This is a genomic window from Variovorax ginsengisoli, from assembly GCF_030486595.1.
GTDB classification, from domain to species: Bacteria; Pseudomonadota; Gammaproteobacteria; order Burkholderiales; family Burkholderiaceae_C; genus Variovorax; species Variovorax ginsengisoli_B.
The window spans coordinates 146,720-172,441 of sequence record NZ_JAUJZH010000015.1; the positions used below are offsets into that span (position 1 = coordinate 146,720).

Below are 25,722 nucleotides of genomic sequence, written 5' to 3' on the forward strand. Positions count from 1 at the left end.
ATTCAGATGCGCTGCCGATATGGTTCTCATGAACACCTACCCTACCTCCAGCCAGGCGACCGGTGTCGCCCGCACGCTCAGCAAGCGCATCCCCTGCACGATCGTGGTCTACCAGACCTCGGAAAGGGAGTTCGTCACGGCCCGCTCGAACGACCGGGTCAGCGGACTGATCCAGGGGGTCTACCGCGACGGCTACCTGTTGCCGCCGGCGCATCGGGTCGAGCTTCCGGGGCGCTGAGGGTCAGGGCGCTGTCAACCAGTTCTCGACCGACAGCCCCTCCACACGGCGAAACTCACGCTCGTTGTTGGTGACGAGCACCCAGCCTTCGGCGCGCGCATGCGCCGCGATCCAGAGGTCGTTGTTGCCGATAGGCTGGCCGATGCGCTCGAGGCGGCTGCGAATTTCGCCGTAGTGCTGGCTCGCCGCTTCGGTCAGCGGCGCGATCCGGATGGCGTGTTGCAGTTGCTCCAACGCCACCAATGCCTTGCTGCGGGCCTGGCTCTTTTCGGCACCGTTTTGCAGTTCACCGAAGGTGATGGCCGACATGGCCAGCACATCAGGCGCCAGTTGCTCGAAGCGCGCCCGCACGGCCGGTGGATTGTGCTTGGCAATGTAGATGCAGATGTTGGTGTCAAGCAGGAAGCGGATGGCCATCAGAAGGTCTCGCGTTCCTGGGGTGGACCGTCACCGCGGCCTCCGGCCATGAAACCGGCCGGCATGCGGACCAGAGCATCGAGGATCGTGACCGCGCTCACGGGCCGCTCGCGCAAGACGACGTCGTTGCCCTGACGAAAAATCTCCACCTGCTCCGCGTTGAAGCGGAACTCCTTGGGCAACCGCACCGCCTGGCTGTTGCCGGATTGGAAGACACGGGCATAGGTCATGCGGGCTCCTTTTGTATATACAAAAAGTATATACTTTTGCGAAGTCTTGTCAATTGCCCAGCTCGAATCAGGCGGTGATCTCCACCCGGTTGCCATCCGGATCCAGCACCACGCTCTCGTAGTAGCCGTCGCCGGTTCGGCGCGGCCCGTCGAGCACCGGATAGCCGTCGGCCTTCAGGCGTTGCGTCAATTCGTCGACCGCTTCCTCGGAACCCAGCGACACCGCGAAATGCGTCAGGCCCATGCGCTGGGCGCCCGGCTCGATGACCATCGGATTCAGCGTGGTGGTCGTCATCGCCTCGATCCGCGCACCGTCGCCGAAGCTCAGGAAGCAGGATGCGAAGCCCTTGGCCCGATTGACATATCCGCTGCCCGCCAGGGCGCCGAAGTAGTCGACGTAGAAGCGCTTGAAACGCTCGAGGTCCTGGGTCCAGAGGGCGATGTGTTCGATGCGCATGACGGCGTCCGGCGGGGTGCTGATCGCGGCGAGCGATGAGGACTCGCTGCGTTGGAGTCAGGATTTCACCACGCCGGCCTGATCGAGGTAGTCGCGCAGTCGCCGCTGGAGGTGGGGCACCGCATTCGCGTGATTCAGGAAGGCCTCGACCTTCATCAATGCCCATTGCTGGCCCTCCTCGCCAAAGCGGATCACGGCGCACTGCTCAGGCGTCAGCGCGCCCACCATGAAGTAGCTCGCTGCGCCCGGGCGACGCTCGCTCGGGTACGCACGCATCCAGTGCACGACCTCGGGCGCCAGCGACAGGCCGAACTCTTCATCAACCTCCCGCAATACGCATTCGACCGGCGACTCGTCGCCTTCACGCCCGCCGCCCGGCAGGTCCCAGCGGCCAGGAAACGGAATGCCTGCCTTGTCGTCTCGCTGGTAGGCCAGCAAGCGTTCCTTGCCAAAGAGAAGGGCGATCTTTGCGCCGTGAAAGTCGATGGTCATCTTGCTGAGGTTCCGTCGGTGCGACCCAATTCAGCCGCGCTGCCACCTTCAACAGAATGCCATGGAGGCCGCTTCGATGGCGCCGTCAACGCATCGGAAAAATCCCGCCGCGCCGAAAGATTCATGATCGTGGCGCGTCGGCGCCCTACTCCAGCCGCGGCTCCGCCCGCTCCTCACCCACCGGCGAGGCCGCCTCCGCGATCGCCAGCAGCGCACTGGCGGTGCGTTCGGCCGCCCCGCGGTTCGCGTTGGCGAAGGCCAGCGCGGCCTGCGACATCGCCTCGCGGCGCTCGGGGTTCTCGGTCAGCTTGAGCGCCGCCGTCACGGCGTGCTCCATGTCGGGCACCCGCTGCGAGGCACCGGCCGCCAGCGACAGCTCGGCCGCTTCCGCGAAGTTGAAGGTCGACGGACCCATGATGACGGGGCAGCCGCAGGCCGCGGCCTCGATCAGGTTCTGGCCGCCCAGCGCCTCGAAGCTGCCGCCAAGCAGCGCGACATCGGCCAGGCCGTAGTAGAGCGCCATCTCGCCAAGCGAATCGCCGAGCCAGATCTCGGACTCGGCCGGGGCGCCGGCGGCGCTGCGCCGCGCCACCGCGAAGCCATGCGACTCAACCAGCGCCGCGACTTCGTCGAAGCGCTGCGGGTGCCGCGGCACGATCATCCACTGCACGTCGTGCACGCGGCGGGCGATCGAACGAACGGCCTCCTGCTCGGGCGGTACCGGCGCCAGCGCGCCGAAGCGCTTGAGTACCTCGAGCAGCTGCCGCTCCTCGCCATCGCGCGAGCTTGCGAAGACCACGATCGGCTTGGGCAGCTGCCCGCGAAGCTTGGCCGCCGCGGCCAGCTGCCGCATGTCCGGCGTGGCGTCGAACTTGAGGTTGCCGTAGACGCCCGCGACCTTGGCGCCCAGCGACACCAGGCGATGCGAATCGGCCTCGGTCTGGGCCCACACGGCGGCCAGCGCCGAGTAGGCGGGCCGCGCCAGCCAGGCGAGCCGCTCGGCCCCGGCCAGCGACTTCTCGTTCAGGCGCGCATTGGCCAGCACCAGCGGGATGCCGCGTTCGGTGCAGGCGGCGGTCATCTCGGGCCAGACCTCGGTTTCCATCAGCACGCCGATGCGCGGCCGGAAGCGATCGAGAAAGCGGGCCACCGCGCCCGGCGAATCCCAGGGCTGCCAGACCTGCAGGTCACCGGGCTGCAGCAGCTTGGCAGCCTCCTCGCGACCGGTGGCGGTGCCGTTGGTGAGCAGGATCGGAATGCCCGGGTACTGGCGGCGCAGTTCCTCGATCAGGATGCCGGCGGCCCGCGCCTCGCCCAGCGACACCGCGTGGATCCAGCACCAGCCGGTGCCGACGGCCTCGGCGTCGTAGTGGCCGAAGCGCTCCTCGACGGCGTGCGCGTAGCCGGGCTCGGCCGCGGCGCGGCGCCGCAGCTTGCGCCGCACCAGCGGCTGGGCCAGGGTGGTGAAGGCGCCATAAAGGCGCAGCAGCAGCGAACGCACGCTCGGGCCGGCCTCAGTGCGCGGCCTCGGCCAGCTTCGCGTCGGGCTTGACACTGCGCAGCAGCGCCAGCATCTCGCCCTCGATGCGGTGCAGCGCGGCCTCGGTCTGGCCCTCGAAACGCAGCACCAGCACCGGCGTCGTGTTCGATGCCCGGACCAGGCCGAAGCCGTCGGGCCAGTCGACCCGCACGCCGTCGATGGTCGAGACCTGCGCCGGCGGCGCGAACTTCGCGCTCTCGACCAGTTGGGCGACCACGGCATGCGGCTCGCCCTCGGCGCAGGCGACGTTGAGCTCGGGCGTCGAGAAGCTGGTCGCCAGCGCATTGAGCACGTCGCTCGCGTTCGGGCTCTTGCTGAGGATCTCCAGCAGCCGGCAGCCGGCATAGGTGCCGTCGTCGAAGCCGAACCAGCGCTCCTTGAAGAAGATGTGGCCGCTCATCTCGCCGCCCAGCGGCGAATCGATCTCTTTCATCTTGGCCTTGATCAGCGAGTGGCCGGTCTTGTAGATCAGCGGCTGGCCGCCCGCGGCGGCGATCGCCGGGCCCAGGCGCTGCGAGCACTTGACGTCGTAGACGATGGTCCCGCCCGGCACCCGCGACAGCACGTCCTGCGCGAACAGCATCATCTGGCGGTCGGGGTAGATGTTGCTGCCGTCCTTGGTGACGATGCCCAGGCGATCGCCGTCGCCGTCGAAGGCCAGGCCGAGCTCGGCGTCTCCCGCCTTCAGCGCGGCGATCAGGTCCTTGAGGTTCTCTGGCTTGCTCGGGTCGGGATGGTGGTTGGGGAAATTGCCGTCGACTTCGCTGAACAACTCGGTGACCTCGCAGCCGATGGCACGCAGGATCGCCGGTGCCGACGCGCCGGCGATGCCGTTGCCCGAATCGACCACGATCTTCAGCGGCCGCGCGAGCTTGATATCGCCCACGATGCGCCGGGTGTAGGCCTCGGTGACGTCGACCTTGCGCACCCTGCCGCCATCGGCCAGTACCGCGCTGCCCGCCTCCATGACCTGGCGCAGGCCCTGGATCTCGTCGCCATAGATGGCACGGCCGGCCAGCACCATCTTGAAGCCGTTGTAGTCCTTCGGGTTGTGGCTGCCGGTCACCTGGATGCCGCTGCGGCACAGCGTATGGGCCGCGAAATAAAGCATCGGCGTGGTCACCGCACCGACATCGATGACTTCGATGCCCGTGGCGACCAGGCCGCGGATCAGTGCCTGGGCCAGCGCCGGCCCCGACAGGCGTCCGTCCCGGCCCACCGCCACCGTCGTCTCGCCGGCCGCGCGCGCCGCACTGCCGAAGGCCCTGCCGAGGGCCTCGGCGACCTCCGCGTCGAGCGTGGCGGGCACGACGCCGCGGATGTCATAGGCCTTGAAGATCGACGCGCTGAGTTGCATGAAAGGTATCCCCTGAAAGTTCCTAAAACGTCGAACATTGTAGGCATGGCCCCAACGAGCCAGATGTCCGGAAACGGCTACTCTTGCGGAAGCGCAGCACTATCATCACCGCATGCCAGCCGCCCCCGCCTCTTCCGCCGGCCTCGAAAGCGATGCCTGCTACCTGGCCATGAAGGCCCACGATGCACGCTTCGACGGTTCTTTCTTCACCGGCGTGACCTCGACCGGCGTCTATTGCCGGCCGGTCTGCCGGGTCAAGCTGCCGCGACGCGAGAACTGCTGCTTCTTCAGGCATGCCGCGCAGGCCGAGGCGGCCGGCTTCAGGCCCTGCCTGCGCTGCCGTCCCGAGCTGGCGCCGCGGGCCGCGAGCTGGTCGACCGAGGACGCCTCGCGCATCCTGGCGCTGCAGGCCGCGCGCCTGATCGACGAGCCTGACGCCTGGAGCGACGACGGACCGGGCGCCGCGCGCATCGCGGCCCGGCTCGGCGTCAGCGATCGCCACCTGCGCCGCATCTTCGAGACCCAGTTCGGCGTCTCGCCGCTGCAATACCTGCAGACCCGCCGCCTGCTGGCCGCCAAGCAGCTGATCGCCGACACCCGCCTGCCGATGACGCAGGTGGCGATGTCCAGCGGCTTTGCCAGCGTGCGCCGCTTCAACGCCGCCTTCGTCGCCCACTACGGCCTGAACCCGAGCGCCCTGCGCCGCGCCGGCGCCGCCAGCGGCGGGCGCGAAGGCGATTCGGTCAGCGTGCGGCTCGGCTACCGGCCGCCCTGCGACAGCGAGGCGATGCTCGGCTTTTTCGGCCGCCGGGCGTTGCGCGGCGTCGAGCAGATGACCGAGCGCGCCGGCCAGCCGCAGTTCGCGCGGACCCTGCGCGTCGCCCAGGGCGGCCGCAGCCACGCGGGCTGGCTGCAGCTGCGCTTCGACCCCGCGCGCGAGCAGGTCCTGCTGCAGGTCGGCGAGTCGCTCGCCGCGGTGCTGCCGACGGTCATCACCCGGGTCCGCGCGCTGTTCGACCTCGATGCCGAGCCGATGGTGATCAACAGCGTGCTGCACGCCTGCTTTCCCGACGGCGACGGACTGCGCGTCCCCGGCACGGTCGATGGCTTCGAACTCGCGGTGCGCGCGGTGCTGGGGCAGCAAGTCACGGTGGCTGCCGCGCGCACGCTGGGCTCGCGCGTGGTCGAGGCCTTCGGCGAGCCGATCGCGACGCCGATCGACGGCCTCGACCGCCTGTTCCCCACGGCGGCGGCCATCGCCGGCGCCAGCGGCGACGCACTCGGCCGGCTCGGCATCGTGCGCCAGCGGCAGGCCGCGCTGCTCGCGCTGGCGCAAGAGATGCTCGCCGGCCGGCTCACGCTCCACGCCGGCGCCGACGTGCCGACCACGCTGGCGGCGCTGCAGGCGCTGCCGGGCATCGGCGACTGGACCGCGCAATACATCGCGATGCGGGCGCTTCGCTGGCCCGACGCTTTCCCGGCCGGCGACGTGGCGCTGCAGAAAGCCCTCGGCGTCGACTCGGCGCGCGCCGCGGCCGACGCCTCCCAGGCCTGGCGGCCGTGGCGCGGCTATGCCGTGCTGCGCGCCTGGCACCGCCCCACGCCCGCCCCGGCAGCCGCTGCGCCCGCAGAAGAACCCCGAACCCGCACCGGCGCCATCGCCTGACTGCCATGAAGTTCAAGACATCGACTCTTTACACCACCCACATCGACAGCCCGCTCGGCGGCATCACGCTGGCAGCCACCGACCAGGGCCTGGCCGGCGCCTGGTTCGACCACCAGCGCCACTGGCCCGACACCCGCGGCTGGGTGACCGACGATGCCCACCCGGCGCTGCGTCAGGCCGCGGCCCAGCTCGACGACTATTTCGCCGGCCGCCGCGACAATTTCGAGCTCCCGCTGGACCTGTCGCACGGCACCGCCTTCCAGCAGTCGGTGTGGCAGGCGCTGCGCGCGATCCCGCCCGGCCAGACCACCAGCTACGGCGCGCTGAGCGCCGGCGTCGGCAAGCCGGCCGCGGTGCGCGCGGTCGGCGCGGCGGTCGGGCGCAACCCGATCAGCGTCATCGTGCCCTGTCACCGGGTGCTCGGCGCCGACGGTTCGCTCACCGGCTATGCTGGCGGGCTCGAGCGCAAGACCGCGCTGCTGGAACTGGAAAGGGCTTTGTGAGCGAAGGCGAATGCACGGCAGGCGGAACGACCGCGGCGACTCCCACGATCACCCAGACCACCAGCCCCCCGACCGCCAGCCGCGCCTGGCTGGTCGACCTGCTGCTGCTCGGCGCGCTGTGGGGCGCATCGTTCCTGTTCATGCGCATCGGCGCGGCCGAGTTCGGCGCGCTGCCGACCGCCGCGGTGCGGGTCGGTATCGCGATGCTATGCCTGTTGCCGCTGATGTTCCTGCGCGGCCAGTGGCCGGCCTTCAAGCAGCACTGGAAGCCCGCGCTCGGCATCGGCGTCCTCAATTCCGGCCTGCCCTTCGCCTTCTTCGCCTTCGGACTGCTGACCCTCAACAGCGGGCTGGCGGCGGTCATCAACGCCACGGTGCCGATGTTCGGCGCGCTGGTGGCCTGGGGCTGGTTCAAGGACCGGCCCGACGGCTCGCGCATCCTCGGCTTGGTGATCGGCTTCGCCGGGGTGGCGATGCTGGCCGGCCGCACCGCCGGCTTCCATTCCGGCGCCGACGAGGGCGCCGCGCGCTGGGCCATCGCGGCCTGCCTCGCGGCCTGCATCTGCTATGCCTTCTCGGCCAACCTGACGCGCAAGTACCTGAGCGGCGTGCCGGTGATGGCGACCGCCGCCGGCAGCCAGGTCGGCGCCACCCTGGCGCTGGCCCTGCCCGCCGCCTGGCTGTGGCCGGCTCAGATGCCAAGCGTCAAGGCCTGGTTGGCGCTGGTGGCGGTCGGCACGGCCTGCACCGGCCTGGCCTACGTCCTGTTCTTCCGGCTGATCGAGCGGGCCGGCCCGGCACGCGCCCTGACCGTGACCTTCCTGGTGCCGGTGTTCGCGCTGTTCTACGGCGCGGTGTTCCTGGGCGAGCGGATCACGCAGTGGATGCTGGTCTGCGCGCTGGTGATCGTCTGCGGCGTCGCGCTATCGACTGGACTGGTCAAGCTGGGCCGTCGCCGCGTGGCCGCCGGTTGACAGCGTCACCCCGCGCCGGCCTGCATCGACGAGGCCACGACGTTGATGGACAGCGCCAGCACCAGCATGTTGAAGCCGAACGACAGCACGCCGTGCACCAGCGTGATGCGGCGCATCTCGTGCGAGGTCACCTGCACGTCCGACACCTGCGAGGTCATGCCGACCACGAAGGAGTGATAGAGGAAGTCGAAATAGTCGGGGGGCAGCTTGCCCGGGAACTTGAGGCCCGGCCCCTGCGGCTTCGGCGTGAGTTCCGCCTGGTAGTAGCGGTGCGCGTAGTGAAAGGCGTAGATCGTATGGATCATCAGCCACGAGCCGGTCAGCGCCACCAGGCCGAGCGCGATGTGGCCGACGCGCTGGGCGCCGCTCAGCTGCGGCACGCTCTGCAGCAGCATGGCGATCACCACCATGCTGACGCCGATCACGCTCACCATGATGGCCAGGATCAGGGCGCTGGGCTGGTCCTGCGCCTGGGCCCGCGCGCGGGTGCGATCGGGGTCGCAGGTCTCGGCCAGCCACCAGGCGGGCAGCAGGTAGGCCGCGGCCCCGACGCACCAGCCCAGCAGCCCTCGCGCGACACCATCGATCGGCTTCGGCAGCAGGCCGAGCCCGAAGCCGACCGCCACGCCCACCGCGGCGCCGCACAGCAGCCGCAGCCACCCCGGCATCTGAAGGTATCGCCATTGCATGCACCGACTGTAGCGGCTCAACTGATCCGATCGATTGGCGTCGCACTGAGCCTGTTCTTTTGGGCGCCGATCGCCGACAGTCGGGGGCTGAGAATCAAAGCGCCACGCATGAAAATCCCCCGCCTCCTGCAAAGCCTGCTGCTTGCCGCCTGGAGCCTGGCGGCATCCGCCGCCACGCCCCCGATGCAGGTTCCCGACACCATCGCCCAGCGGGCCGCGGCCTGCATCGCCTGCCACGGCCGCGAGGGCGCCAGCGCCGACGGCTATTTCCCGCGCCTGTCGGGCAAGCCCGAGGTCTACCTGTTCAACCAACTGCGCAGCTTTCGGGACGGCCGCCGTTTCAACACCGACATGACGCACATGGTGCAGCACCTGTCGGACGCCTACCTGCGCGAGCTCGCGGCCTACTTCGCCGGGCTCGACCTGCCCTACCCGCCGACGCCGGCCGCGACCGACGCCACCCCCGCGATGCTGGCGCGCGGGCTGGCGCTGGCCTACCAGGGCGACGCGACGCGCGGCATCCCGGCCTGCGCGCAATGCCACGGCCAGGCACTGACCGGCGTCCTGCCGGGCATCCCCGGCCTGCTCGGCCTGCCGCGCCTTTATCTTTCGTCCCAGCTCGGCGCCTGGCTCACCAACGACCGCCACGCGCTGGCGCCCGATTGCATGGCCGAGGTCGGCAGGAAACTCACGACCGCCGACATCAATGCCGTGACCAGTTGGCTGGCGCTGCAGCCGGTGCCGGCCGACAGCCATCCGGCGGCCACCCTCCCGGGCCCCCTGCCGATCCCTTGCAGCGCCCTGGACCGATGAAGCCCGCCATGCGACGTCTCCTCATCCTGCTGGCCGTCCTGGCGAGCCTCGCCCTGCTGTGCGTGGTGGCCGTGGTGGCACTCAACACGCGCGGCGAGGATCCGCTGCCCGCCGATATGGCCGCCGCCCCGGTCACGCCAAGCGCGGCGCAGGTCGAGCGCGGCCGCTACCTGGCCCTGGCCGGCAACTGCGCCGGCTGCCACACGACCCGCGGCGGCGCCGCCTATGCCGGCGGCGTCGGCATCGAGACGCCGTTCGGCACGGTGTTCTCGAGCAATCTCACGCCCGACCCCCAGGCCGGCATCGGCAGCTGGAATGCCGCGCACTTCTGGCGCGCGATGCACAACGGCCGCTCGAAGGACGGGCGCCTGCTCTACCCCGCCTTCCCCTACCCGAACTTCACACGGGTCACGCGGGAGGATTCCGACGCCCTCTTCGCCTACCTCCGAAGCGTCGCGCCCGCCCCGACGCCCAACCTGGCGCACCAGCTGCGATTCCCCTACGACACCCAGGCCGCGCTGGCGGTCTGGCGGGCGCTGTCCTTCACGCCGGGCGGCTTCGTCGCCGATCCGGCGCGGCCGGCCGAATGGAACCGCGGCGCCTACCTGGTCGAGGGCCTGGGCCATTGCATCGCCTGCCACGGCACGCGCAACGTGCTCGGCGCAACCGAAGAAAAGCTCGGCCTCTCTGGCGGGCTGATCCCGGTCGAGAACTGGTATGCGCCCTCGCTCACCTCGAAACGCGAAGCCGGCGTCGCCAACTGGGATCCGCGCGACATCGTGGCGCTGCTCAAGACCGGGACCTCGCCGCGCGGCTCGGTCATGGGGCCGATGGCCGACGTGGTCTTCCGCAGCACCCAGTACCTCGACGAAGCGGATCTGCAGGCGATGGCCGTCTACCTGAAGGAGCTGCCGGCGTCGGAGGCGGCAACGGCGGGCGGCGCGCCCATCCGCCGCGATGCCCGCGTGATGGAACGCGGCGGCAAGATCTACGACCAGCGCTGCGCCTACTGCCACGGCGATGTCGGCCAGGGCGCCCTGGGCGCCTATCCCCCGCTGGCCGGCAACCGGGCCGTGCTCATGGCATCGACCGCCAACCTGATCCAGGTGGTTCGCCACGGCGGCTTCCTGCCGGCCACCGCGGGCAACCCACGCCCCTACGGCATGCCGCCCTTCAACCAAGCGCTGGACGACGACGAGGTCGCCGCGGTGCTGACCTTCGTGCGCGGCTCGTGGGGCAACGACGCGCCGGCGGTCGGCGCGCGCGAAATGATGCGCCGCTGAGCCCTCTCGGAAAGCGACGGCCGCCCGCTTGACCTTTCCATCATGGTAAGGTTGACACTTCCTTTCATCCCGCGAAGGCGGCTTGTGAAGGACAGGATTTCCGAATGAACACCACCCTGGCGATGCCGGCCGCCGCGACCGGCCTGCAGGCATGGTCGCTGCCGATCGAGGGCATGAGCTGCGCATCCTGCGTGGCACGGGTCGAGAAGGCCCTGGGCGCCGTGACCGGCGTCACCGAGGCCAGCGTCAACCTGGCGACCGAGGAGGCGAGCGTGCACACCGACGGCTCGGTGGCGCTCGCCAGCCTGCGTGCCGCCATCGAGAAAGCCGGCTATGGCGTCGGACAGGCGCATCTCGAGGGTGAAGCGCCGACATCAGACGCGGCCGCGGCCGCGCCGCCACGCCGCAGCAACGAAGGCTGGCGGGTCGCCACCGCGGCGATCCTGTCGACGCCGCTGGTGCTGCCGATGGCCGGGCTGCTCTTCGGCGGCGACTGGATGCTGCCCGCCTGGATGCAGCTGGTGCTCGCGACACCGGTCCAGTTCTGGCTCGGCGCCCGCTTCTACCGCGCCGGCTGGAAGGCGCTGAAGGCCGGCGCCGGCAACATGGACCTGCTGGTGGCCCTCGGCACCAGCGCCGCCTACGGGCTCAGCGTGTACCTGCTCTTCGCCCATGCCGGCCATGGCATGCCGCCGCACCTGTACTTCGAGGCCTCGGCGGTGGTCGTCACCCTGGTCCTGCTCGGCAAGTGGCTCGAGACGCGGGCCAAGCGCCAGACCACCGAGGCGATCCGCGCGCTGCACGCGCTGCGCCCCGAGCATGCGCGCGTGCGCCGCGGCGGCGTCGAGCAGGACGTGGCGCTGGCGCAAGTGCGCATCGACGACCTGGTGGTCATCCGGCCGGGCGAGCGCGTGCCGGTCGACGCCCGCGTGGTCGAAGGCCGGAGCGACGTCGACGAATCGCTGATCACGGGCGAAGGGCTGCCGGTCGCCAAGCAGGTGGACGACACCGTGACCGGCGGCTCGGTCAACGGCGAAGGGCTGCTGCTGGTGCGAACCACCGCGATCGGCGCCGAGACGACGCTGTCGCGGATCGTCCGGCTGGTCGAGTCGGCGCAGGCGAAGAAGGCGCCGATCCAGCGCCTGGTCGACCGCGTGAGCAGCGTCTTCGTGCCGGTGGTGATCGGCATCGCGCTGCTGACCTTCCTGGCCTGGGGCCTCGGCACCGGCGCGTGGGAAAGCGCCATCCTCAACGCGGTGGCGGTGCTGGTCATCGCCTGTCCTTGCGCGCTCGGGCTGGCGACGCCGACCGCGATCATGGCCGGCACCGGCGTCGCCGCCCGCCATGGCGTGCTGATCAAGGACGCCGAGGCGCTGGAAGTGGCGCACGGGGTCGGCGTCGTCGCCTTCGACAAGACCGGCACGCTGACCGAGGGCCGACCCGAACTCGTGGCCTGCGAGGCGGTCGACGGCGATCGCGATGGCCTGCTGCGGGCCAGCGCAGCGCTGCAGTCGGGCAGCGAGCATCCGCTCGCCCGCGCGGTGCTGGCGGCGGCTCGCGAGGCCGGCATCGAACCGGGGCGCGCGAACGCGGTGCGCGCAGTGGCCGGGCGCGGCGTCGCGGCCGAGGTCGGCGGGCGCGAACTGCGGCTGGGCAGCGGCCGCTACATGCGCGAGCTCTCGGTGCCGCTGGGCAGGCTCGGCGAGCGGGCGCAGCAGCTGCAGTCCGAAGGCCGGACCGTGTCCTGGCTGGCCGACCTGGGCGACCGCCCCACCCTGGTCGGCCTGCTGGCCTTCGGCGACCAACCCAAGGCCAGCGCCGCGGCCGCCATCGCGCGGCTGCATGCGCAAGGCATCCGCACCGCGCTGGTGTCGGGCGACAACCGCGGCAGCGCCGAGGCGGTGGCCCGGCTGCTGAAGATCGACACGGTGCGCGCCGAGGTGCTGCCGGAGGACAAGGCCGCCATCATCGAACAGTTGAAGGCCGAAGGCATGCGCGTCGCCATGGTGGGTGACGGCATCAACGACGCGCCGGCACTGGCCGCGGCGGACGTCGGCATCGCGATGTCGACCGGCACCGATGTCGCGATGCACGCCGCCGGCATCACGCTGATGCGCGGCGACCCGGCGCTGGTCAGCGATGCGATCGACATCTCGCGCCGCACCTACGCCAAGATCCGCCAGAACCTGTTCTGGGCCTTCGCCTACAACGTGGTCGGCATTCCGCTGGCGGCCTTCGGGCTGCTGAACCCGGTCATCGCCGGCGCCGCGATGGCCTTCAGCAGCGTCAGCGTGGTCGGCAATGCGCTGCTGCTGCGGCGCTGGAAAGGACAGGTCGGGTAGCCATGGAACCCTTCAACATCGGCGAGGCGGCGGCCCGCTCGGGGGTGTCGGCCAAGATGGTGCGGCACTACGAATCGCTCGGCCTGCTGCCCGACGTGGCCCGCACCGATGCCGGCTACCGGCAGTACACCGACAGCAACGTGCACACGCTGCGCTTCATCCGGCGGGCGCGCGACCTGGGCTTCAGCATGGCCGAGATCGCCGAGCTGCTGAAGCTGTGGCAGAACAAGGGCCGCGCCAGCGCCGACGTCAAGCGCATCGCCCTGGACCATGCGGCCGACCTGCACCGGCGGATCGAGGAGATGACGGCGATGAAGCGGACGCTGGAGCGCCTTGCGGACTGCTGCCATGGCGACCATCGGCCCGACTGCCCGATCCTCGACGAACTGGGCGCTAGCGGTTCTCGTAGCGGTTGAGGTCGAGCACGCCCGCCTGCAGCGGCTGGTCGCGCCGGTAGCGCTCGACCAGCCCATCGCTGACGGTCCAGAAGCCGGGGTTGGTGCGCCGCACCGCGAAGCGCTCGGCGAAGGCCGCATAGTCCGCCTCGGACTTCAGGCCGCGGATCGCCTCGGCCATGGCCGGCAGCTGCGCCGGGCTGGCGCGCAGGAACACGTTCGGATAGGCACCGATCACGCCGGGCACCAGCGTCAACGCGTTCTCGTCGGGGCGAAGCTCCTTGCGCTCGCCGAGCAGGTGCGACACGCTTGCATGCCCGGTGTCGCGCAGCAGGCTGAAGGTGGCCGGCGCGCCGCCGGGCGCCTCGACCACCAGTGCGGCGTCCTCCGGCAGCCATTGCAGCGAAGCGCCGCGTACCGCGCCGAGTTCCTGCAGCGGCGCCCGCCAGTCCGGCGGCGCGCGGTCGAGTTCGAAGCCCCGGTCCAGCACCGGCGCCAGCCGCGCCTTGATCATGCCGAGCAGTTCGAGCCGGGCATCGGCGCTCTGGTAGCGGATGCCGCTGTCAAGCGCCAGCGTGGTCGACGGCCCGCCATAGACCTGTTCGCGCGTGGCCTGGCTGTCGGCGCGATACCAGAGGTCGCGGGTCGCGATCCGCTGCGCCTGCGGCAGCAGGACCAGGAAATTGAACTCGCCCTCCATCCGCAGGAAATCCATGTAGAGGCGCGAGTTGAGCTGGTGCCCGACGTTGCCGAAGACGTCGTAGTCGGCGACCAGCAGGTAGTGGATGCGTTCGAGCAGCGGATAGCCGATGACCCAGGCGGTCTTCGGCGCCTCGCCGACCAGCCCCTTGACCACGCTGGCGCTGTCGAAGTGCCGGAACACGGTGAGCGCGGCGTTGTCATTGCGGCCATCGCCATCCCACAGCAGGCGCAGGTCGAGGTTCTGCGGGCTGCCCAGGCTGCGGGCCAGGAACGCCGACTTGGCGCGCAGGTACTCGTTCTCGAGCCGCGCATAGTGCAGCCACGGCGTGACCACCTCTTCGGTGCTGCGGCCGGTCGGCAGCCGCAGCAGGTTGGCGTCTTGCGCGAGCAGGTCCGCCTGTGCCTGGTCGTTGCCCTCCGAGGGCGCGAGGAAGGTCACCCAGAAGCGATCCTCGATCACATCGAGCGCCATCTGGCCGCGGCACACCGGACCCTTGATGAAACCCATGATCGTGAACTCCGCCTCGTCGAGCATGAAGCGATAGCGCGCGTTCACCGGCAACGCGGCGAAGGTCGAAAAGGGATTGGCAGCGGTGTCGGCGCTGTAGCCCGGGAGCCGATCGACCGTGTAGGGCGCGTCGAGGAACAGCGAGCGCCAGCGGGCCATGCGCGCCGCGCCGAGCGCGTAGGGCATGTGGGTCTTGGCGACGATGGTCTCGCGCTCGGGCACGAGGCGGTAGTAGACGCGCTCGACGCCCGGGGCGTCGACCGGGCGGCGGCTCCCGATCAACTGCACCGGCTCGCCCGGCGGCGTCGCCGATCGCACCATCTTGAAGTACTGCCGTTGCGGATCGTCGTCGAAATACAGGTGGGCGAGAAACAGGTGCTCGTAGGCGTAGCGGCTGAAGAGCCGCTCCTTCAGCGAATCGCCGTTCAAGAAGCGCTCCCACATCGCGATCCCCTGCCGAGCCAGCGGCGGCAGCGCCGGCGCGCCCTCGAAGGGCGCGCCGCGCTCGATCCAGCGGGTCAGCACGCCGAGCTCGGACGGGCTCAGCCCCGGCAGGCCGAAGGGCATGCCGCCGAGCGGCGCCTTGCGCTCGTAGTCGTCGATCTCGGCGCCCGCCGGGCACATCGCGGCGCGATCGATCGAGAAATCGAGCCCGCCGCCCACCGTGCCCCGGGTCGGCAGCGGGTGCCTTTCCTTCAGCATCAGCAGGCGGTGCATCAGGCCCGCCGTGCGATTGACCTCCGGCGTGGGCGTGTGCTCGTTGAGCACCGGGAAAAAGCCCAGGTCGCGCCACTCGGAGGGCTGCTGCGCATCGACGAAGAGCCGCGTCGGCTGCGCCGCCAGCAGACGCGAGGCGTCATACACCGGGGTCTTGCTGGCACCGCGCGCCAGCCCCTCCCAGGCCGTCGCCTTGAGTTGGCAGGGGCCGTCGTAGCAGGCATGGCAGACCACGCAGCGGCGGTCGAGGATCGGCTGCACGGTCTGCGCATAGGACTCGCCGGGCGGCGGGGCCAACGGGTGGTCGAAGCGCGTCGGGTCGGCCGGCCCGTAGAGTTCGTCGAAGCGCTGGAGCGCGACGGTCGTGCAGGCGGCGAGCAGGACGACCAGGATCAGGGACGCGACACGACGCATGCGTTGGCCTTCGGCTTCGATGGTGGATCACGCAATGTACCCGCCACCCCTGCTGCTTGGGCGGCGCTAGGGTTCGCGGGCCTCGATCCATCGCCGCCACTGCGCCGCGGCGGCGCTGCGCGCGGCGGCGTCGGGGTCGTCCGGGTCGAAGGCGCCGAGCGAGCGCCAGAGCGGGCCCCATTCATCGACGCCGGGCAGCATGGGGACCACCGCCTGCAGCACCGCGAAGGCGCGCTGGCGGGTCAGCGGCGCAGGCGCATCCAGCAGCGGGGCGATCACCGGCAGCGCATCGGCGCCGCGCGCCATCAGCACGTAGGTGGCGAGCGTGTGCGGGGTCCGCAGTTCGTCGGGATGGTCGTCGAAGGTCCGGGCGAGCGCGTCGAGCGAATCGGGCGTGCCGATCGCGGCCAGCGCCTGGGCGGCGCGACCGCGCACCAGCGGATCGCTGTCGGCGAGCGCGGCGCGCAGGGCGTCGGCGGCCCGCGGGTCGGCGATCTCGGCGAGGCCCTGCGCCGCCTTCTCGCGGATCCGGGCATCGCCGTTTCGAAGCGCGTCGAGCAGCACCGCCGTCGACGCCCGGCCGGCGACCACCAGCGTGGCGAGCGCACGGGCGCGATCGGTCGGGTCGGGCGCATCGAGCCCCCCGAGATCGCCTGCCGCGGCGCTCATGGCCTGCTCGACGGCACGCGGGGCGCCGGACTGTCGTCCCATCCATGTCTCATCGCCTGGGCTCCTTTTGAACGGCATCATCCGCCTGCCGGCGCGCCGCAACAACGGCACGACTTCGAATTTTCCCGCGCATCGCCGGTGTCCGCGCTCGGGGTAAATTGCGCTGTTCGCGCAAAACCTTGCGCACGCAACCTGAAAGGCAGATCCGGATGACCCGACCCCACCCGATCGCGGCCTGGACCGCCGGCGCCCTCCTGTCGCTGGCGGCGGGCCTGCATGCCGAACCCGTCCACTGGCGCGGCGACCTGGTCTACTTCGCGGATGCCGCCTTGTTCACCGATTGCGCCAGCGGCCAGCGTTGGCCGCTGGCGATGACGGCGGACGCGGCCGCCCTGCAGCGCAGCTACCTCGCATGGCTCAAGGAGCCCGCGGCCCCGCTGCTGGTCAATTTCGACGGCCGGCTCGAAGTGCGCGAAGCCATGGAAGGACCGGCGCGCGAACAGATGGTGGTCGAGCGCTTCCGCTCGGTCGAGCCGGGCTACACCTGCGCCAAGCTGGCGGCGGCGACGGCCCAGTGAGGCACGGCGACACCCTGTCATTGTTTCTATCGAGCGAACACTGCTGTTCTCTTTGTGCCGTTTCAGCGCCGCTTGCCAGTCGCACAATCGATGCCTACAGAGGCAGCAATGAACACGACATGGAACTTCATCTTGGCCGGGGCGGTGACCCTGGCATCGGCGGCAGGCATCGTCAGCGGTGAGGCCGCCAAAGGCGAGCTTCGCCTGGTCGAGGCCGTGACCGCCGTGGCGGACGCCACGGCGCCCACCACGCCGACCGGCGGGACGACCTCGGTCGCCTCCGCGCAATAAGCAGCGGCCGACGGGGCGCCGATCGGCCCCTACTCGACCCTTCCGATCCGCTCGACGACCTTGGCCATCGACTGCGCGTCCCGGGTCACGAAGGGCTCGAATTCCGCCGCATCGAGGTACTGAAAGTAGGTCCCGGCGGCTTGCAGCGACTGCGCCGCACGCGCATCGCCGGCAGCGAACCTCGCCGCCTCCCGCAGCCTGGCCACCACGGCATCCGGCGTCGACGCGGGAACGAACACACCCGTCCACTGCGAGTAGCTCACCGGAACCCCCAGCTCCTTGAGGCTGGGCACGTCGGGCAGGGTCGGGATGCGCCCTTCGCCCCACTGCGCCAACGGACGGAGCTTGCCGGCCTGGATGTGGGCCGCCACCGTCGACGGCCCGGTCGCCACCGCATCCACCTGCCCGCCGAGCAGCGCCACCACCGCGGGACCGGCGCCGGTGTAGGGGATGTGCAGCATGGAGGTCTGGGTCGCGGCCTTCATCTGCTCGACCGGCACATGCATGGTGCCGTAGTTCCCGGACGAACCGAAGGTGTAGCCGCCCGGTTTCTGCCGCAGTGCCGCCGTGAATTGCTTGAAGTCCTTCCAGGGGCTGTCGGCCTGGACCACCAGCACCACCGGGTCCGCGGTGAAGCGCGCCACCGGCCGCAACTGCGACAGCTCGAACATCGGCCGCCGCTGGAGGATGGCGTCGGCCTCGGGCAGCACCACGATCGAGGACAGGGCCATCAGCACGGTGTAGCCGTCGGGCCTGGCCTTGGCGACCTGCGCCATGCCGATGCCGCCGCCCGCGCCGGCCTTGTTCTCGATCACGATCGGCTGCTTCAGGTAGCGCCCCATGGCTTCCGCCACCGGCCGCGCCGCGATGTCGGCGGCGCCACCAGGCGGAAAGGGCACGATCATCGTGATCGGTTTGGCGGGATAGGCGTCCTCGGCGCCGGCCGGCGCGGCCGCCAGCAGTGCTGCCGCCGCCAGGGCGAGCAGCCCCCAGGGCTTCTTGGAATCGGTCATCGGTTGTCTCCGTTGTTCTTGGAATCCGCCACTCAGAGGGTGCGCACGCGGTTGTTCAGCTCACCCAGTCCGCTGACCGCCACCCGCACCAGGTCGCCGTCCTGCAGGAACTTGGGCGGCGTCTGGCCGATGCCCACCCCGACCGGCGTGCCGGTGGCGATGATGTCGCCCGGCAGCAGCGTCATCGCCCTCGACAAGGTCGCGATCAAGGTCGGGACGTCGAAGATCAGGTCGGTCAGCACGCCGGTCTGGCGCAGTTCGCCGTTCACCCAGGTGCGGACTTCGAGCGATTCGACCGGCGATTCGTCCGCGGTCGAGATCCATGGCCCCAGGGGGCAGAAGGTGTCGAGCGACTTGCCCAGGAACCATTGCGCATGGTTCTTCTGCAGGTCGCGCGCCGTCACGTCGTTGAGGGCGATGAAGCCGAAGACCTTGCCGAGCGCATCGGCCGGGGCGACGTTGCGGCACTCGGCGCCGATCACGACACCGATCTCGCCCTCGTAGTCGACCGACGCCGTGTGGGCCGGATCGAAGCGGATGTCGTCGGTCGGGCCGGCCAGCGAGGTGGTCGCCTTGGTGAAGATCTGCGGGAACGCCGGCACGGCGGCGGCGCCGCTGCTGGTGGCGTTGAAGCCGCTCTTGTCGAACTCCGCCGCATGCTCGGTGTAGTTCTTGCCGACCGCGAAGATGTTGCGCACCGGCACCGGGATCGGCGCCAGAAAGCCGACTTCCGAGAACGAGGCTTCGCCCTCCTTGAGCGCGTCGAGTTCGCTCGCCGTGATGCGGCGCTCGATCACGGCCTGGACCGGATTCGGGTGGTTCGACAAGCTGCCGCCGATGAAGGCGACCTTGCTGCTGGCCTCGTCGACCACCACCATCCGCACCCGACCCTGATGGGAAACACGTCCGATTTTCATGACACTCCAAATGGTTCATTGAGTCGACCCAATTCGACTCAATTGGTTAATTCTAGAACCAATTTGGTCGCGCATTCCGATGGAATGCAACGAAAATGTGCCCGGATAATTGGGTTCAATTGGTTTTTTCAAGGTCCCTGCTCATGCATGACTTGGTATGATTTCGCCGATTCAAGGGAACAACGATGGACCACGCGGCGGTATTGAGGGACGCAATCCTGGGCAAGCTCAAGTCCGGCGAATGGCGCCAGGGGCACCGGATCGACACCGAGCGCCAGCTCAGCGAATCATTCGGGATCGGCCGTTCGACCGTGCGCCGCGTGCTGGCGCAGCTCAAGGCGGCGGGGCTCATCACCCAGACCGTCGGCAGCGGCACCTACGTCAGCGAAGACTTCGCGCTGGACAGCCTGGGCCACGGTTCGCCCCTTGAAGCGGCCGCGGCGCTGGCGAACGGTTCGGGCTCGGTCAGCCCCGCCGAACTCATGGAGGCCCGGCTCGCCATCGAGCCGAGCATCGTCGAGATGATCATCCGCAACGCCTCCCAGAGCGACTTTGCGAAGATGGCGCATTGCTGCGACATGGCGGAAGCCGCGGACAGCATGGAAGCGTTCGAGCTCTGGGACGGCCGACTGCACGAAACCATCGCGCTGGCCGCCCACAACTCGCTCGTCACCCACATCTTCCAGCTGATCAACCAGGCGCGCGCCCAGGACGACTGGGGTGCGCTCAAGCGCCACAGCCTGACGCCGGAGCGGCGCCACTCCTACCAGATCGAACACCGCCAGCTGGTCGGTGCGCTGACCGACCGCGACCTGGCGCGGGCCGTGGCCTGCACCCGGGACCATCTGCTGCACGTGCGCCGCAACCTGCTGGGTTCGTAGCGCTCGGGCGCTGCCGCCCGAAGCTAGTTGACCACCACCGACAGCGTGGTTCCGGCCGGCACGCGCACCGTCTCGGTGTAGGTGCCCTTGACGTTGGGGCGCGCCACCGGAAAGCTGCCCGTCTTGCGCAACCAGTCCGGCACCGCCTGCGGCAGGGCCCGCTTGTCGCGGCCGAGGCTCGACGGGTCGATCGCCGGCAGGCTGAAGCCGCCTTCGCTGCGGGCCGGCATGCTGTACTCGGCCAGACCCGCACCGAGCGGAATCACACCGGCCGCGGTGGCCGAGAACCGGCGCAGTTCCTGCCCCATGCCGGAGGCCGGGCGCTGCGACTTGATGGCCGCCTCGAGGATGGCGGTCGAGTCCTCGATGCCCGTGCTGTTGAGCAGCGACTTGTAGAAGTCGAGGCCCAGCTGGCGATTCAGGAAGCCGCCGAACGACCCGGTCAGCGCATAGCTCTCGCAGTTGGCGCCCATCGGCGTCCACTCGGACAGCATGCAGTTGTAGCTGCCGGCGCCGTTGTAGGCCAGGTAGGACGGGAAGCGCGAGTCGCGAATCGCGTTGTGGCTGGGGTCGATATTGAAGCTGGCCCAGTCCTCCATCATCAGTGCCGACATTTCTTCCAGCCAGGTGGCGAAGGCGTATTTCGAACCCATCTTCACGCTGCGGCGATAGAAGTTCTGCATGTGCATGCCCTCGTGCGCCATGGTCGTCGCGATCTGCTTCACGCCGGCCTCGCCGTCGAGATAGAGCGACTCGGCATCGAGGTAGAGGCTCAGCGATTCATTGCTCCAGGTCCGGTCGACGGCGTCCTTCTTGAAGTTGTTCATGCCCCAGAAATAGCCGATGGTGCCGTACGGCTTGCCGTTGCCGTCGAAGTTGACCAGGAAGATGTCCACCGGCTGACCGCTGCCCGCGATCAGCTCGCCATAGGGATGCTCCCCCCACAGCGGACCACCGGTGCGCACCAGCAGGTCGTAGATGCCGCCCGGCGCGGCGAACTTGTCTTCCATGCGCTGGGCCAGCTCGGGCGTGATGCGCGACGGGCTCAGTTCGCTGACCTCGACCCAGAGGTTGACCATGGTGCCGTCGCTCGCGCTGCGCTGGGTCACCATCTGCACGGTTCGCTGCGAATGGTCGTACAGGTAGATCTGGCGCTGGTCGGCGACGGCATAGGGCGGGGAAGCCGCCACCGACTTCGACAGCGCCATCGGGTCCTTCGACGGCGCACCGAGCAGCTTGTCGAAGCCGGCCCGATTGAACTCGCCGATCGCCATGTTCTGCGCTTCGGCGCCATCGTCAACCTGCACGACCGCCTTGCTCGCCACGATGCTGCGCTCGCTGTTCGATCGCACGACCAGGCCGCCCATCGACTGGTCGGCCGCACTCTCGTTGGTCAGCACCAGCGTCACGGTCTGGCCGTCGAGGCCCGAAATCGACACCGGGACGTCCGCCGAGACCTGCGACTTGTTGACGCCTTGCCAGATGCTGGTCCCCGAACCTGAAAAGGTGGCGACTTCCACTTGACTGCAGGAACTGCAGGAGGTCGAAACCGGTGCGCCATCCGCGGGTTTCACCGTCGCGGGCGGCGCGGCCGCGACCGGCACCGCGATGCCGCCACCGCCCCCGCCACCGCCACCACCGCCACCGCCGCAGGCGGACAGGGACATGGCGACCGCCAGCATGGCGGCCGCACTCCACGGCGATTCCGCCCGTGATCTGCAGCGCATCTTCTTCTACTCCTCGTTGCACGGTTCTGCGAGGAGGAACGCTTCCACCCCGCACAGCCCGAGGACCGGACGCCACGTCGGCGCTCGATTTCCAGGTTGCAACTGGATATCGACCGCCGAACGGAAATCTGCAGTGAGGAGGACTTTTTATTTGCGCCGACGTTGCTTTATGCGGCGTGGCCAGGCAAGAAGGGCAAAGGAATGGGCTGACCCCTTCAGGTCAGATCTTCATGAACGCCGAGATCCGCTGGCCGACGATCTGGGCGCGGCTGCGCGTGGCGGCAACCCGCCGGTGGTGTGCCAACGATTCGAGCGCCTGGGCCACGGTGTCCGCCCGACCCTCGTCCTCGCCTGACCGGCTGCGCCAGTTCTTGGCGATCTCGCTCAGTTCCTCAGCGCTCAAGGGCTCCGGCGGGTCTTCTACCGTTCGCGCGGGACGCGCCGCGGGCGCCCCCCGGGTGGCCCGGAGAATGCCCAGCAGTCCCTTGTTGGACCATTGCAGTTGGGAGGAGCGGGTGGAGTGCATGTAAGGCATTATGACTAATAACACTTTTGGTTACAAGCCCCTCTGCATGGACTCCATGCGCCTTCTCCTCATTCCCCCTGGAAACGCGCTTTCTTTCCGCTGTCAGGGGGGCTTTGCAGCGTCTGCGGGAGCGGTCGCGCCCTTGGTCGGCAGCCGCCAGAGCCAGGCTGCGACCGCTGCGCAGCACGCCGCCGGCACCCAGCACCAGGCCGGCGGCAACTGGAAACCGGCCACCACGGAGCCGACGGCCATCATCGCGGTGGCCAACTGCTTGGCACGCAGCGGCACCGCGCGGTGCGCGCGCCAGTCCTCGACCCACGGCCCGAAGCGCGGATGCCTGAGCAACCAGCGCTCGCAGCGGGCACTGCCGCGCGAAAAGCAGAAGGCCGCGAGCAGCACGAAGGGCACGGTCGGCAGCAGCGGCAGGAAGATGCCGACGAAACCGGCCGCCAGGCTCAGCCAGCCGGCGGCCAGCCACAAAGGTTTCAGCAGCCGTCCGGGCTCGCGCCGGGAGCCGCTCTGCGGCCTGTCCCCGCTGTCCCGCCTGCCCTCTTCCATCGGATCGCCTCCGGCCATTGATCGAGGCCCGAGGTTAACCCGAAGCCGACTCTGCTATAATCCGCCCTTCCCCGAAATGCCCTGGCCTCTTTCGGTTGCCTGCGCAGGCAAGCCGCATCTCACGCCGGCGCGTCGAAGCCACCACGACGAGAAAAACTACAGGTGACTTCCGCAAGTGAACATTTGCCGTAACGTGGGCCGCGTAAGTGCCCACGGCCACATTCCTGAAAGCCCGCCTCGAGCGGGCTTTTTTCATGGCACGAGCGGCCCCCAAGATCAGCGCTTTGCGGTGAATAAGACTTGCTGATGAATCAAAGGCGAAAGATTGATTTTCTTTCCGTCCTCGCTTTGACTTTAATCACGGAAATCCCACCCTATCGCAGAACAGAGCATGACCAAGAACATCGAGGCGCAAGTACTGATCGTCGGAGGCGGGCCGGTCGGCCTGACGCTGGCCACCGACCTGGCGCAGCGGGGCATATCCGTCATCGTCGCCGAAACACGCCACCGTGGCGAGCCGCCGAGCGTCAAGTGCAATCACGTCTCGTCGCGCACCATGGAGATCTTCCGCCGGCTGGGCGTGTCGAAGGCCATGCGCGAGTCTGGCCTGCCTGCCGATCATGCCAACGACGTGTCGTACCGCACGACCTTCACGGGCGAAGAACTCTCGCGCATCCACATCCCTTCGCGCGCGAGCCGCTACACCGACAAGAGCGGCCCGGACGGCTGGTGGCCCACCGCGGAACCACCGCACCGCATCAACCAGATCTACCTGGAGCCAGTGCTGTTCGCACACGCCGAGGCCACCAAGGGCGTCACGATCCTCAGCCGCACGCGCATCGACGAGTTCACGCAGGACGAGCACGGCGTCAGCGCCAGGGGCGTCGACCTCGATTCCGGGGAAGAAGTCCGGATCTTCAGCCAGTACATGATCGGCTGCGACGGCGGCCGCTCCGCGGTACGCAAGGCGATCGGCGCCAAGCTCTCCGGCACCGATGTCGTGGGCCGTGTGCAGTCGACCTACTTCCGCGCGCCCGATCTGCTGTCGCGCACCGGGAACACGCCGGCCTGGGCCACTTTCTCGCTCAATCCGCGCCGCTGCGGCAATGTCTACGCGATCGACGGCCGCGAGACCTTCCTGCTGCACAACTACCTGCGCTCCGACGAACTGGAGTTCGACTCCGTCGACCGCGACTGGGCGATCCGCACCATCCTCGGCGTGGGTGAGGACTTCAGATACGAGATCCTCTCCAAGGAAGACTGGATCGGCCGCCGGCTCGTCGCCGACAAGTTCCGCGATCGCCGCGTCTTCATCTGTGGGGACGCATCGCACCTGTGGGTGCCGATGGCGGGCTACGGCATGAATGCCGGCATCGCGGACGCGATGAACCTGTCGTGGCAATTGGCTGCGCACCTGAACGGATGGGCCGAAGAAGGCGTGCTCAGCGCCTACGAAGCCGAGCGCCAGCCGATCACCGAGCAGGTCTCCAGGTTCGCAATGAATCACGCCATCGCGCTCCAGAAGGAGCGTGAAGGCGTGCCCGCCGGCATCGAGGCACCCGGCCCCGCCGGCGAGGAAGCCCGCAGGGTCACCGGACGGGCGCTGTACGACCTCAACGTCAAGCAGTATTGCTGCGCTGGCCTGAACTTCGGCTACTACTACGACGCATCACCGCTGATCGCCTACGACGGCGAGGCTGCGCCCTCGTATGCGATGGACCAGTTCACGCCATCCACCGCGCCAGGATGCCGCACGCCGCACTTCTGGCTGGCCGACGGTCGATCGCTCTACGACGCCATGGGACCGGAATACACGCTGCTGCGCTTCGACCCGACGGCCGACGTCGGTCCGCTTCGAGAGGCCGCTGCCCGCAGGGGCCTGCCGCTGACCGTGCTCGATGCGCAGAGCGACGAGGTGCCCGACGCCTATCGCCACGCGCTCGTGCTTTCACGGCCGGACCAGCATGTCGCATGGCGGGGCGACCGCAGCCCGGATGACGCCCTCGCCCTTGTCGATCGCGTGCGCGGCTGCTTTGCCGACCCGAATCACCACGAATGATCACGATGCAATCAGAAGCAAATATCCGCAGAGACCTCGCCGCCTGCTACCGCTTGTTCGACTGGCTCGGCTGGACGGAATTGATCTTCAACCACATCACGGTCCGGGTGCCCACGCCAGAGGCGGGGAAGCCCGAGTACCTCATCAATCCATTCGGCCTTCACTACGCCGAGGTCACGCCCGACAACCTCGTCTGCATCGATGTCGATGGTGCGCCGCGTGCCGGGAGCACCGGACAGGTGAACCGCGCCGGCTTCGTCATCCACAGCGCGATCCATTCCGCGCGCGACGATGCGCACTGCATCATGCATGTCCACACGACTGCGGGCTGCGCGGTGGCCTCCAAGGAATCGGGACTGCGCCACGACAACTTCTACAGCGCCATGCTGTATGACGACGTGGCCTATCACGACTACGAGGGCGTGACGACCAATCTCGACGAGCAGCCGCGCCTTGTGAAGTCGCTGGGCAAGCGCAACCACCTGATCCTGCGCAACCACGGCCTGCTGGTGGTCGGCCCCGACATCCCCACCACCTTCAACCGCCTGTGGGTACTCCAGCGTGCCTGCGAGATCCAGCTCGCGTCGGATACCGCGAGTGGACCGAACCGGTCGATCCCCGAGTCCATCCTGCGCACCGTGCCCGAGACGCGCGTCGCCGGCAAGGGCGAAGTCCACCGCGTCATCTTCGACACGATGCTCAGGCGCGCCGGCATCTCGTTCTGACCGATCCCGACATCCGATCACCAAAAGGAATCGCGATTCGG

Annotated in this window: 27 protein-coding genes; 13 read left to right on the forward strand and 14 right to left on the reverse strand. The window is 69.1% G+C overall.

Translation table 11 applies throughout. The features are described from left to right. Positions 1 to 28: 28 nt before the first annotated feature. Positions 29 to 238 (forward strand): hypothetical protein, encoded by a 210-nt coding sequence (locus QZH52_RS20865; RefSeq protein WP_286523014.1) that lies wholly within the window; start codon positions 29 to 31, stop codon positions 236 to 238. 3 nt (positions 239 to 241) lie between these two features. On the opposite strand, the gene vapC is transcribed toward QZH52_RS20865, so the two are convergent. The 6 genes from vapC to QZH52_RS20895 form a co-directional block, all read right to left on the reverse strand. Continuing rightward, positions 242 to 655, reverse strand: a complete 414-nt coding sequence (gene vapC / locus QZH52_RS20870) for a type II toxin-antitoxin system tRNA(fMet)-specific endonuclease VapC (RefSeq protein WP_301812510.1) — start codon at positions 653 to 655, stop codon at positions 242 to 244. Then, positions 655 to 885 (reverse strand): antitoxin, encoded by a 231-nt coding sequence (locus QZH52_RS20875; protein ID WP_301812511.1) that lies wholly within the window; start codon positions 883 to 885, stop codon positions 655 to 657. The genes vapC and QZH52_RS20875 overlap by 1 nt, the downstream gene beginning before the upstream one ends. A gap of 67 nt (positions 886 to 952) precedes the next feature. Further along, positions 953 to 1,342: a VOC family protein gene (locus tag QZH52_RS20880; protein ID WP_301812512.1), complete on the reverse strand. Its 390-nt coding sequence runs from the start codon at positions 1,340 to 1,342 to the stop codon at positions 953 to 955. 57 nt (positions 1,343 to 1,399) lie between these two features. Next, positions 1,400 to 1,834 carry an NUDIX hydrolase gene (locus QZH52_RS20885; RefSeq protein WP_301812513.1) on the reverse strand — a complete coding sequence of 145 codons (435 nt, stop codon included), beginning with the start codon at positions 1,832 to 1,834 and terminating at the stop codon, positions 1,400 to 1,402. Positions 1,835 to 1,979: 145 nt separating this feature from the next. Then, complete coding sequence (locus QZH52_RS20890) at positions 1,980 to 3,335, reverse strand: 3-deoxy-D-manno-octulosonic acid transferase (RefSeq protein WP_301812514.1); 1,356 nt, start codon at positions 3,333 to 3,335, stop codon at positions 1,980 to 1,982. A gap of 13 nt (positions 3,336 to 3,348) precedes the next feature. Then, on the reverse strand, positions 3,349 to 4,731 hold the full coding sequence (locus tag QZH52_RS20895; RefSeq protein WP_301812515.1) for a phosphomannomutase/phosphoglucomutase: 1,383 nt from the start codon (positions 4,729 to 4,731) through the stop codon (positions 3,349 to 3,351). A gap of 112 nt (positions 4,732 to 4,843) precedes the next feature. Between QZH52_RS20895 and QZH52_RS20900 the strand changes: the two genes are divergently transcribed. From QZH52_RS20900 to QZH52_RS20910, 3 genes are read left to right on the forward strand one after another with little or no spacing between them, the layout of a single operon-like run. Next, positions 4,844 to 6,397: a DNA-3-methyladenine glycosylase 2 family protein gene (locus QZH52_RS20900; protein ID WP_301812516.1), complete on the forward strand. Its 1,554-nt coding sequence runs from the start codon at positions 4,844 to 4,846 to the stop codon at positions 6,395 to 6,397. Between the two features lie 5 nt (positions 6,398 to 6,402). Further along, positions 6,403 to 6,900 carry a methylated-DNA--[protein]-cysteine S-methyltransferase gene (locus QZH52_RS20905; protein WP_301812517.1) on the forward strand — a complete coding sequence of 166 codons (498 nt, stop codon included), beginning with the start codon at positions 6,403 to 6,405 and terminating at the stop codon, positions 6,898 to 6,900. Positions 6,901 to 6,947: 47 nt separating this feature from the next. Next, positions 6,948 to 7,874, forward strand: a complete 927-nt coding sequence (locus tag QZH52_RS20910; protein WP_301812552.1) for a DMT family transporter — start codon at positions 6,948 to 6,950, stop codon at positions 7,872 to 7,874. 5 nt (positions 7,875 to 7,879) lie between these two features. Here QZH52_RS20910 and QZH52_RS20915 read toward each other — a convergent pair whose 3' ends face one another. Further along, positions 7,880 to 8,563 (reverse strand): DUF1345 domain-containing protein, encoded by a 684-nt coding sequence (locus QZH52_RS20915; RefSeq protein WP_301812518.1) that lies wholly within the window; start codon positions 8,561 to 8,563, stop codon positions 7,880 to 7,882. Between the two features lie 108 nt (positions 8,564 to 8,671). On the opposite strand from QZH52_RS20915, the gene QZH52_RS20920 reads away from it, so the two are divergent. The 4 genes from QZH52_RS20920 (at position 8,672) to cueR (ending at position 13,417) form a co-directional block, all read left to right on the forward strand. Continuing rightward, positions 8,672 to 9,376: a c-type cytochrome gene (locus QZH52_RS20920; protein WP_286536451.1), complete on the forward strand. Its 705-nt coding sequence runs from the start codon at positions 8,672 to 8,674 to the stop codon at positions 9,374 to 9,376. A gap of 8 nt (positions 9,377 to 9,384) precedes the next feature. Beyond that, entirely contained in the window at positions 9,385 to 10,659 is a 1,275-nt protein-coding gene (locus tag QZH52_RS20925) for a c-type cytochrome (protein ID WP_301812519.1), read from the forward strand. A gap of 104 nt (positions 10,660 to 10,763) precedes the next feature. Further along, on the forward strand, positions 10,764 to 13,001 hold the full coding sequence (locus QZH52_RS20930; RefSeq protein ID WP_301812520.1) for a heavy metal translocating P-type ATPase: 2,238 nt from the start codon (positions 10,764 to 10,766) through the stop codon (positions 12,999 to 13,001). Positions 13,002 to 13,003: 2 nt separating this feature from the next. After that, on the forward strand, positions 13,004 to 13,417 hold the full coding sequence (gene cueR, locus QZH52_RS20935; protein WP_301812521.1) for a Cu(I)-responsive transcriptional regulator: 414 nt from the start codon (positions 13,004 to 13,006) through the stop codon (positions 13,415 to 13,417). On the opposite strand, the gene QZH52_RS20940 is transcribed toward cueR, so the two are convergent. Then, positions 13,395 to 15,737, reverse strand: coding sequence for a fatty acid cis/trans isomerase (locus QZH52_RS20940; RefSeq protein WP_301812522.1), 2,343 nt, complete (start codon positions 15,735 to 15,737; stop codon positions 13,395 to 13,397). The two genes, cueR and QZH52_RS20940, sit on opposite strands and share 23 nt — an antisense overlap. 66 nt (positions 15,738 to 15,803) lie before the next feature. After that, on the reverse strand, positions 15,804 to 16,448 hold the full coding sequence (locus tag QZH52_RS20945; protein ID WP_301812523.1) for a HEAT repeat domain-containing protein: 645 nt from the start codon (positions 16,446 to 16,448) through the stop codon (positions 15,804 to 15,806). Positions 16,449 to 16,615: 167 nt separating this feature from the next. On the opposite strand from QZH52_RS20945, the gene QZH52_RS20950 reads away from it, so the two are divergent. Beyond that, positions 16,616 to 16,984 (forward strand): hypothetical protein, encoded by a 369-nt coding sequence (locus QZH52_RS20950; RefSeq protein WP_301812524.1) that lies wholly within the window; start codon positions 16,616 to 16,618, stop codon positions 16,982 to 16,984. A 108-nt stretch (positions 16,985 to 17,092) separates the two neighbouring features. Further along, on the forward strand, positions 17,093 to 17,275 hold the full coding sequence (locus QZH52_RS20955; RefSeq protein ID WP_301812525.1) for a hypothetical protein: 183 nt from the start codon (positions 17,093 to 17,095) through the stop codon (positions 17,273 to 17,275). A gap of 29 nt (positions 17,276 to 17,304) precedes the next feature. Here QZH52_RS20955 and QZH52_RS20960 read toward each other — a convergent pair whose 3' ends face one another. Together QZH52_RS20960 and QZH52_RS20965 are read right to left on the reverse strand one after the other, a co-directional pair. Beyond that, on the reverse strand, positions 17,305 to 18,288 hold the full coding sequence (locus QZH52_RS20960; RefSeq protein WP_301812526.1) for a tripartite tricarboxylate transporter substrate binding protein: 984 nt from the start codon (positions 18,286 to 18,288) through the stop codon (positions 17,305 to 17,307). Between the two features lie 32 nt (positions 18,289 to 18,320). Next, a complete protein-coding gene (locus QZH52_RS20965) occupies positions 18,321 to 19,205 on the reverse strand; it encodes a fumarylacetoacetate hydrolase family protein (protein ID WP_301812527.1) in 885 nt (294 codons plus the stop codon). A gap of 185 nt (positions 19,206 to 19,390) precedes the next feature. On the opposite strand from QZH52_RS20965, the gene QZH52_RS20970 reads away from it, so the two are divergent. Then, positions 19,391 to 20,086 carry a FadR/GntR family transcriptional regulator gene (locus QZH52_RS20970; protein ID WP_301812528.1) on the forward strand — a complete coding sequence of 232 codons (696 nt, stop codon included), beginning with the start codon at positions 19,391 to 19,393 and terminating at the stop codon, positions 20,084 to 20,086. 23 nt (positions 20,087 to 20,109) lie between these two features. Here the strand turns inward: QZH52_RS20970 and QZH52_RS20975 are convergent, their stop codons facing one another. From QZH52_RS20975 to QZH52_RS20985, 3 genes are all read right to left on the reverse strand, one after another. Further along, on the reverse strand, positions 20,110 to 21,753 hold the full coding sequence (locus QZH52_RS20975) for a M30 family zinc metallopeptidase (protein WP_301812529.1): 1,644 nt from the start codon (positions 21,751 to 21,753) through the stop codon (positions 20,110 to 20,112). Between the two features lie 280 nt (positions 21,754 to 22,033). Next, positions 22,034 to 22,339, reverse strand: coding sequence for a hypothetical protein (locus tag QZH52_RS20980; RefSeq protein WP_301812530.1), 306 nt, complete (start codon positions 22,337 to 22,339; stop codon positions 22,034 to 22,036). Positions 22,340 to 22,441: 102 nt separating this feature from the next. Then, the gene (locus QZH52_RS20985; RefSeq protein ID WP_301812531.1) at positions 22,442 to 22,897 is read right to left on the reverse strand and encodes a YbaN family protein; all 456 of its coding nucleotides are present in this window, start codon (positions 22,895 to 22,897) and stop codon (positions 22,442 to 22,444) included. Between the two features lie 391 nt (positions 22,898 to 23,288). On the opposite strand from QZH52_RS20985, the gene QZH52_RS20990 reads away from it, so the two are divergent. Both QZH52_RS20990 and QZH52_RS20995 read left to right on the forward strand, forming a co-directional pair. Further along, positions 23,289 to 24,956 (forward strand): FAD-dependent oxidoreductase, encoded by a 1,668-nt coding sequence (locus QZH52_RS20990; RefSeq protein WP_301812532.1) that lies wholly within the window; start codon positions 23,289 to 23,291, stop codon positions 24,954 to 24,956. A gap of 5 nt (positions 24,957 to 24,961) precedes the next feature. Continuing rightward, on the forward strand, positions 24,962 to 25,681 hold the full coding sequence (locus QZH52_RS20995) for a class II aldolase/adducin family protein (RefSeq protein ID WP_301812533.1): 720 nt from the start codon (positions 24,962 to 24,964) through the stop codon (positions 25,679 to 25,681). The last annotated feature ends 41 nt before the right edge of the window (positions 25,682 to 25,722 follow it).

What these genes read in the sequence shown, in the direction of transcription:
- QZH52_RS20920 (WP_286536451.1), top strand. Translation starts at nt 8,672, where the DNA reads ATGAAAATCCCCCGCCTCCTGCAAAGCCTGCTGCTTGCCGCCTGGAGC.
- QZH52_RS20990 (WP_301812532.1), top strand. Translation starts at nt 23,289, where the DNA reads ATGACCAAGAACATCGAGGCGCAAGTACTGATCGTCGGAGGCGGGCCG.
- QZH52_RS20930 (WP_301812520.1), top strand. Translation starts at nt 10,764, where the DNA reads ATGAACACCACCCTGGCGATGCCGGCCGCCGCGACCGGCCTGCAGGCA.
- QZH52_RS20900 (WP_301812516.1), top strand. Translation starts at nt 4,844, where the DNA reads ATGCCAGCCGCCCCCGCCTCTTCCGCCGGCCTCGAAAGCGATGCCTGC.
- QZH52_RS20995 (WP_301812533.1), top strand. Translation starts at nt 24,962, where the DNA reads ATGCAATCAGAAGCAAATATCCGCAGAGACCTCGCCGCCTGCTACCGC.
- QZH52_RS20925 (WP_301812519.1), top strand. Translation starts at nt 9,385, where the DNA reads ATGCGACGTCTCCTCATCCTGCTGGCCGTCCTGGCGAGCCTCGCCCTG.
- vapC (WP_301812510.1), bottom strand. Translation starts at nt 655, where the DNA reads ATGGCCATCCGCTTCCTGCTTGACACCAACATCTGCATCTACATTGCC.
- QZH52_RS20875 (WP_301812511.1), bottom strand. Translation starts at nt 885, where the DNA reads ATGACCTATGCCCGTGTCTTCCAATCCGGCAACAGCCAGGCGGTGCGG.
- QZH52_RS20945 (WP_301812523.1), bottom strand. Translation starts at nt 16,448, where the DNA reads ATGGGACGACAGTCCGGCGCCCCGCGTGCCGTCGAGCAGGCCATGAGC.
- QZH52_RS20955 (WP_301812525.1), top strand. Translation starts at nt 17,093, where the DNA reads ATGAACACGACATGGAACTTCATCTTGGCCGGGGCGGTGACCCTGGCA.
- cueR (WP_301812521.1), top strand. Translation starts at nt 13,004, where the DNA reads ATGGAACCCTTCAACATCGGCGAGGCGGCGGCCCGCTCGGGGGTGTCG.
- QZH52_RS20885 (WP_301812513.1), bottom strand. Translation starts at nt 1,834, where the DNA reads ATGACCATCGACTTTCACGGCGCAAAGATCGCCCTTCTCTTTGGCAAG.
- QZH52_RS20915 (WP_301812518.1), bottom strand. Translation starts at nt 8,563, where the DNA reads ATGCAATGGCGATACCTTCAGATGCCGGGGTGGCTGCGGCTGCTGTGC.
- QZH52_RS20940 (WP_301812522.1), bottom strand. Translation starts at nt 15,737, where the DNA reads ATGCGTCGTGTCGCGTCCCTGATCCTGGTCGTCCTGCTCGCCGCCTGC.
- QZH52_RS20975 (WP_301812529.1), bottom strand. Translation starts at nt 21,753, where the DNA reads ATGTCCCTGTCCGCCTGCGGCGGTGGCGGTGGTGGCGGTGGCGGGGGC.
- QZH52_RS20895 (WP_301812515.1), bottom strand. Translation starts at nt 4,731, where the DNA reads ATGCAACTCAGCGCGTCGATCTTCAAGGCCTATGACATCCGCGGCGTC.
- QZH52_RS20985 (WP_301812531.1), bottom strand. Translation starts at nt 22,897, where the DNA reads ATGGAAGAGGGCAGGCGGGACAGCGGGGACAGGCCGCAGAGCGGCTCC.
- QZH52_RS20960 (WP_301812526.1), bottom strand. Translation starts at nt 18,288, where the DNA reads ATGACCGATTCCAAGAAGCCCTGGGGGCTGCTCGCCCTGGCGGCGGCA.
- QZH52_RS20970 (WP_301812528.1), top strand. Translation starts at nt 19,391, where the DNA reads ATGGACCACGCGGCGGTATTGAGGGACGCAATCCTGGGCAAGCTCAAG.
- QZH52_RS20980 (WP_301812530.1), bottom strand. Translation starts at nt 22,339, where the DNA reads ATGCACTCCACCCGCTCCTCCCAACTGCAATGGTCCAACAAGGGACTG.
- QZH52_RS20880 (WP_301812512.1), bottom strand. Translation starts at nt 1,342, where the DNA reads ATGCGCATCGAACACATCGCCCTCTGGACCCAGGACCTCGAGCGTTTC.
- QZH52_RS20905 (WP_301812517.1), top strand. Translation starts at nt 6,403, where the DNA reads ATGAAGTTCAAGACATCGACTCTTTACACCACCCACATCGACAGCCCG.
- QZH52_RS20865 (WP_286523014.1), top strand. Translation starts at nt 29, where the DNA reads ATGAACACCTACCCTACCTCCAGCCAGGCGACCGGTGTCGCCCGCACG.
- QZH52_RS20965 (WP_301812527.1), bottom strand. Translation starts at nt 19,205, where the DNA reads ATGAAAATCGGACGTGTTTCCCATCAGGGTCGGGTGCGGATGGTGGTG.
- QZH52_RS20950 (WP_301812524.1), top strand. Translation starts at nt 16,616, where the DNA reads ATGACCCGACCCCACCCGATCGCGGCCTGGACCGCCGGCGCCCTCCTG.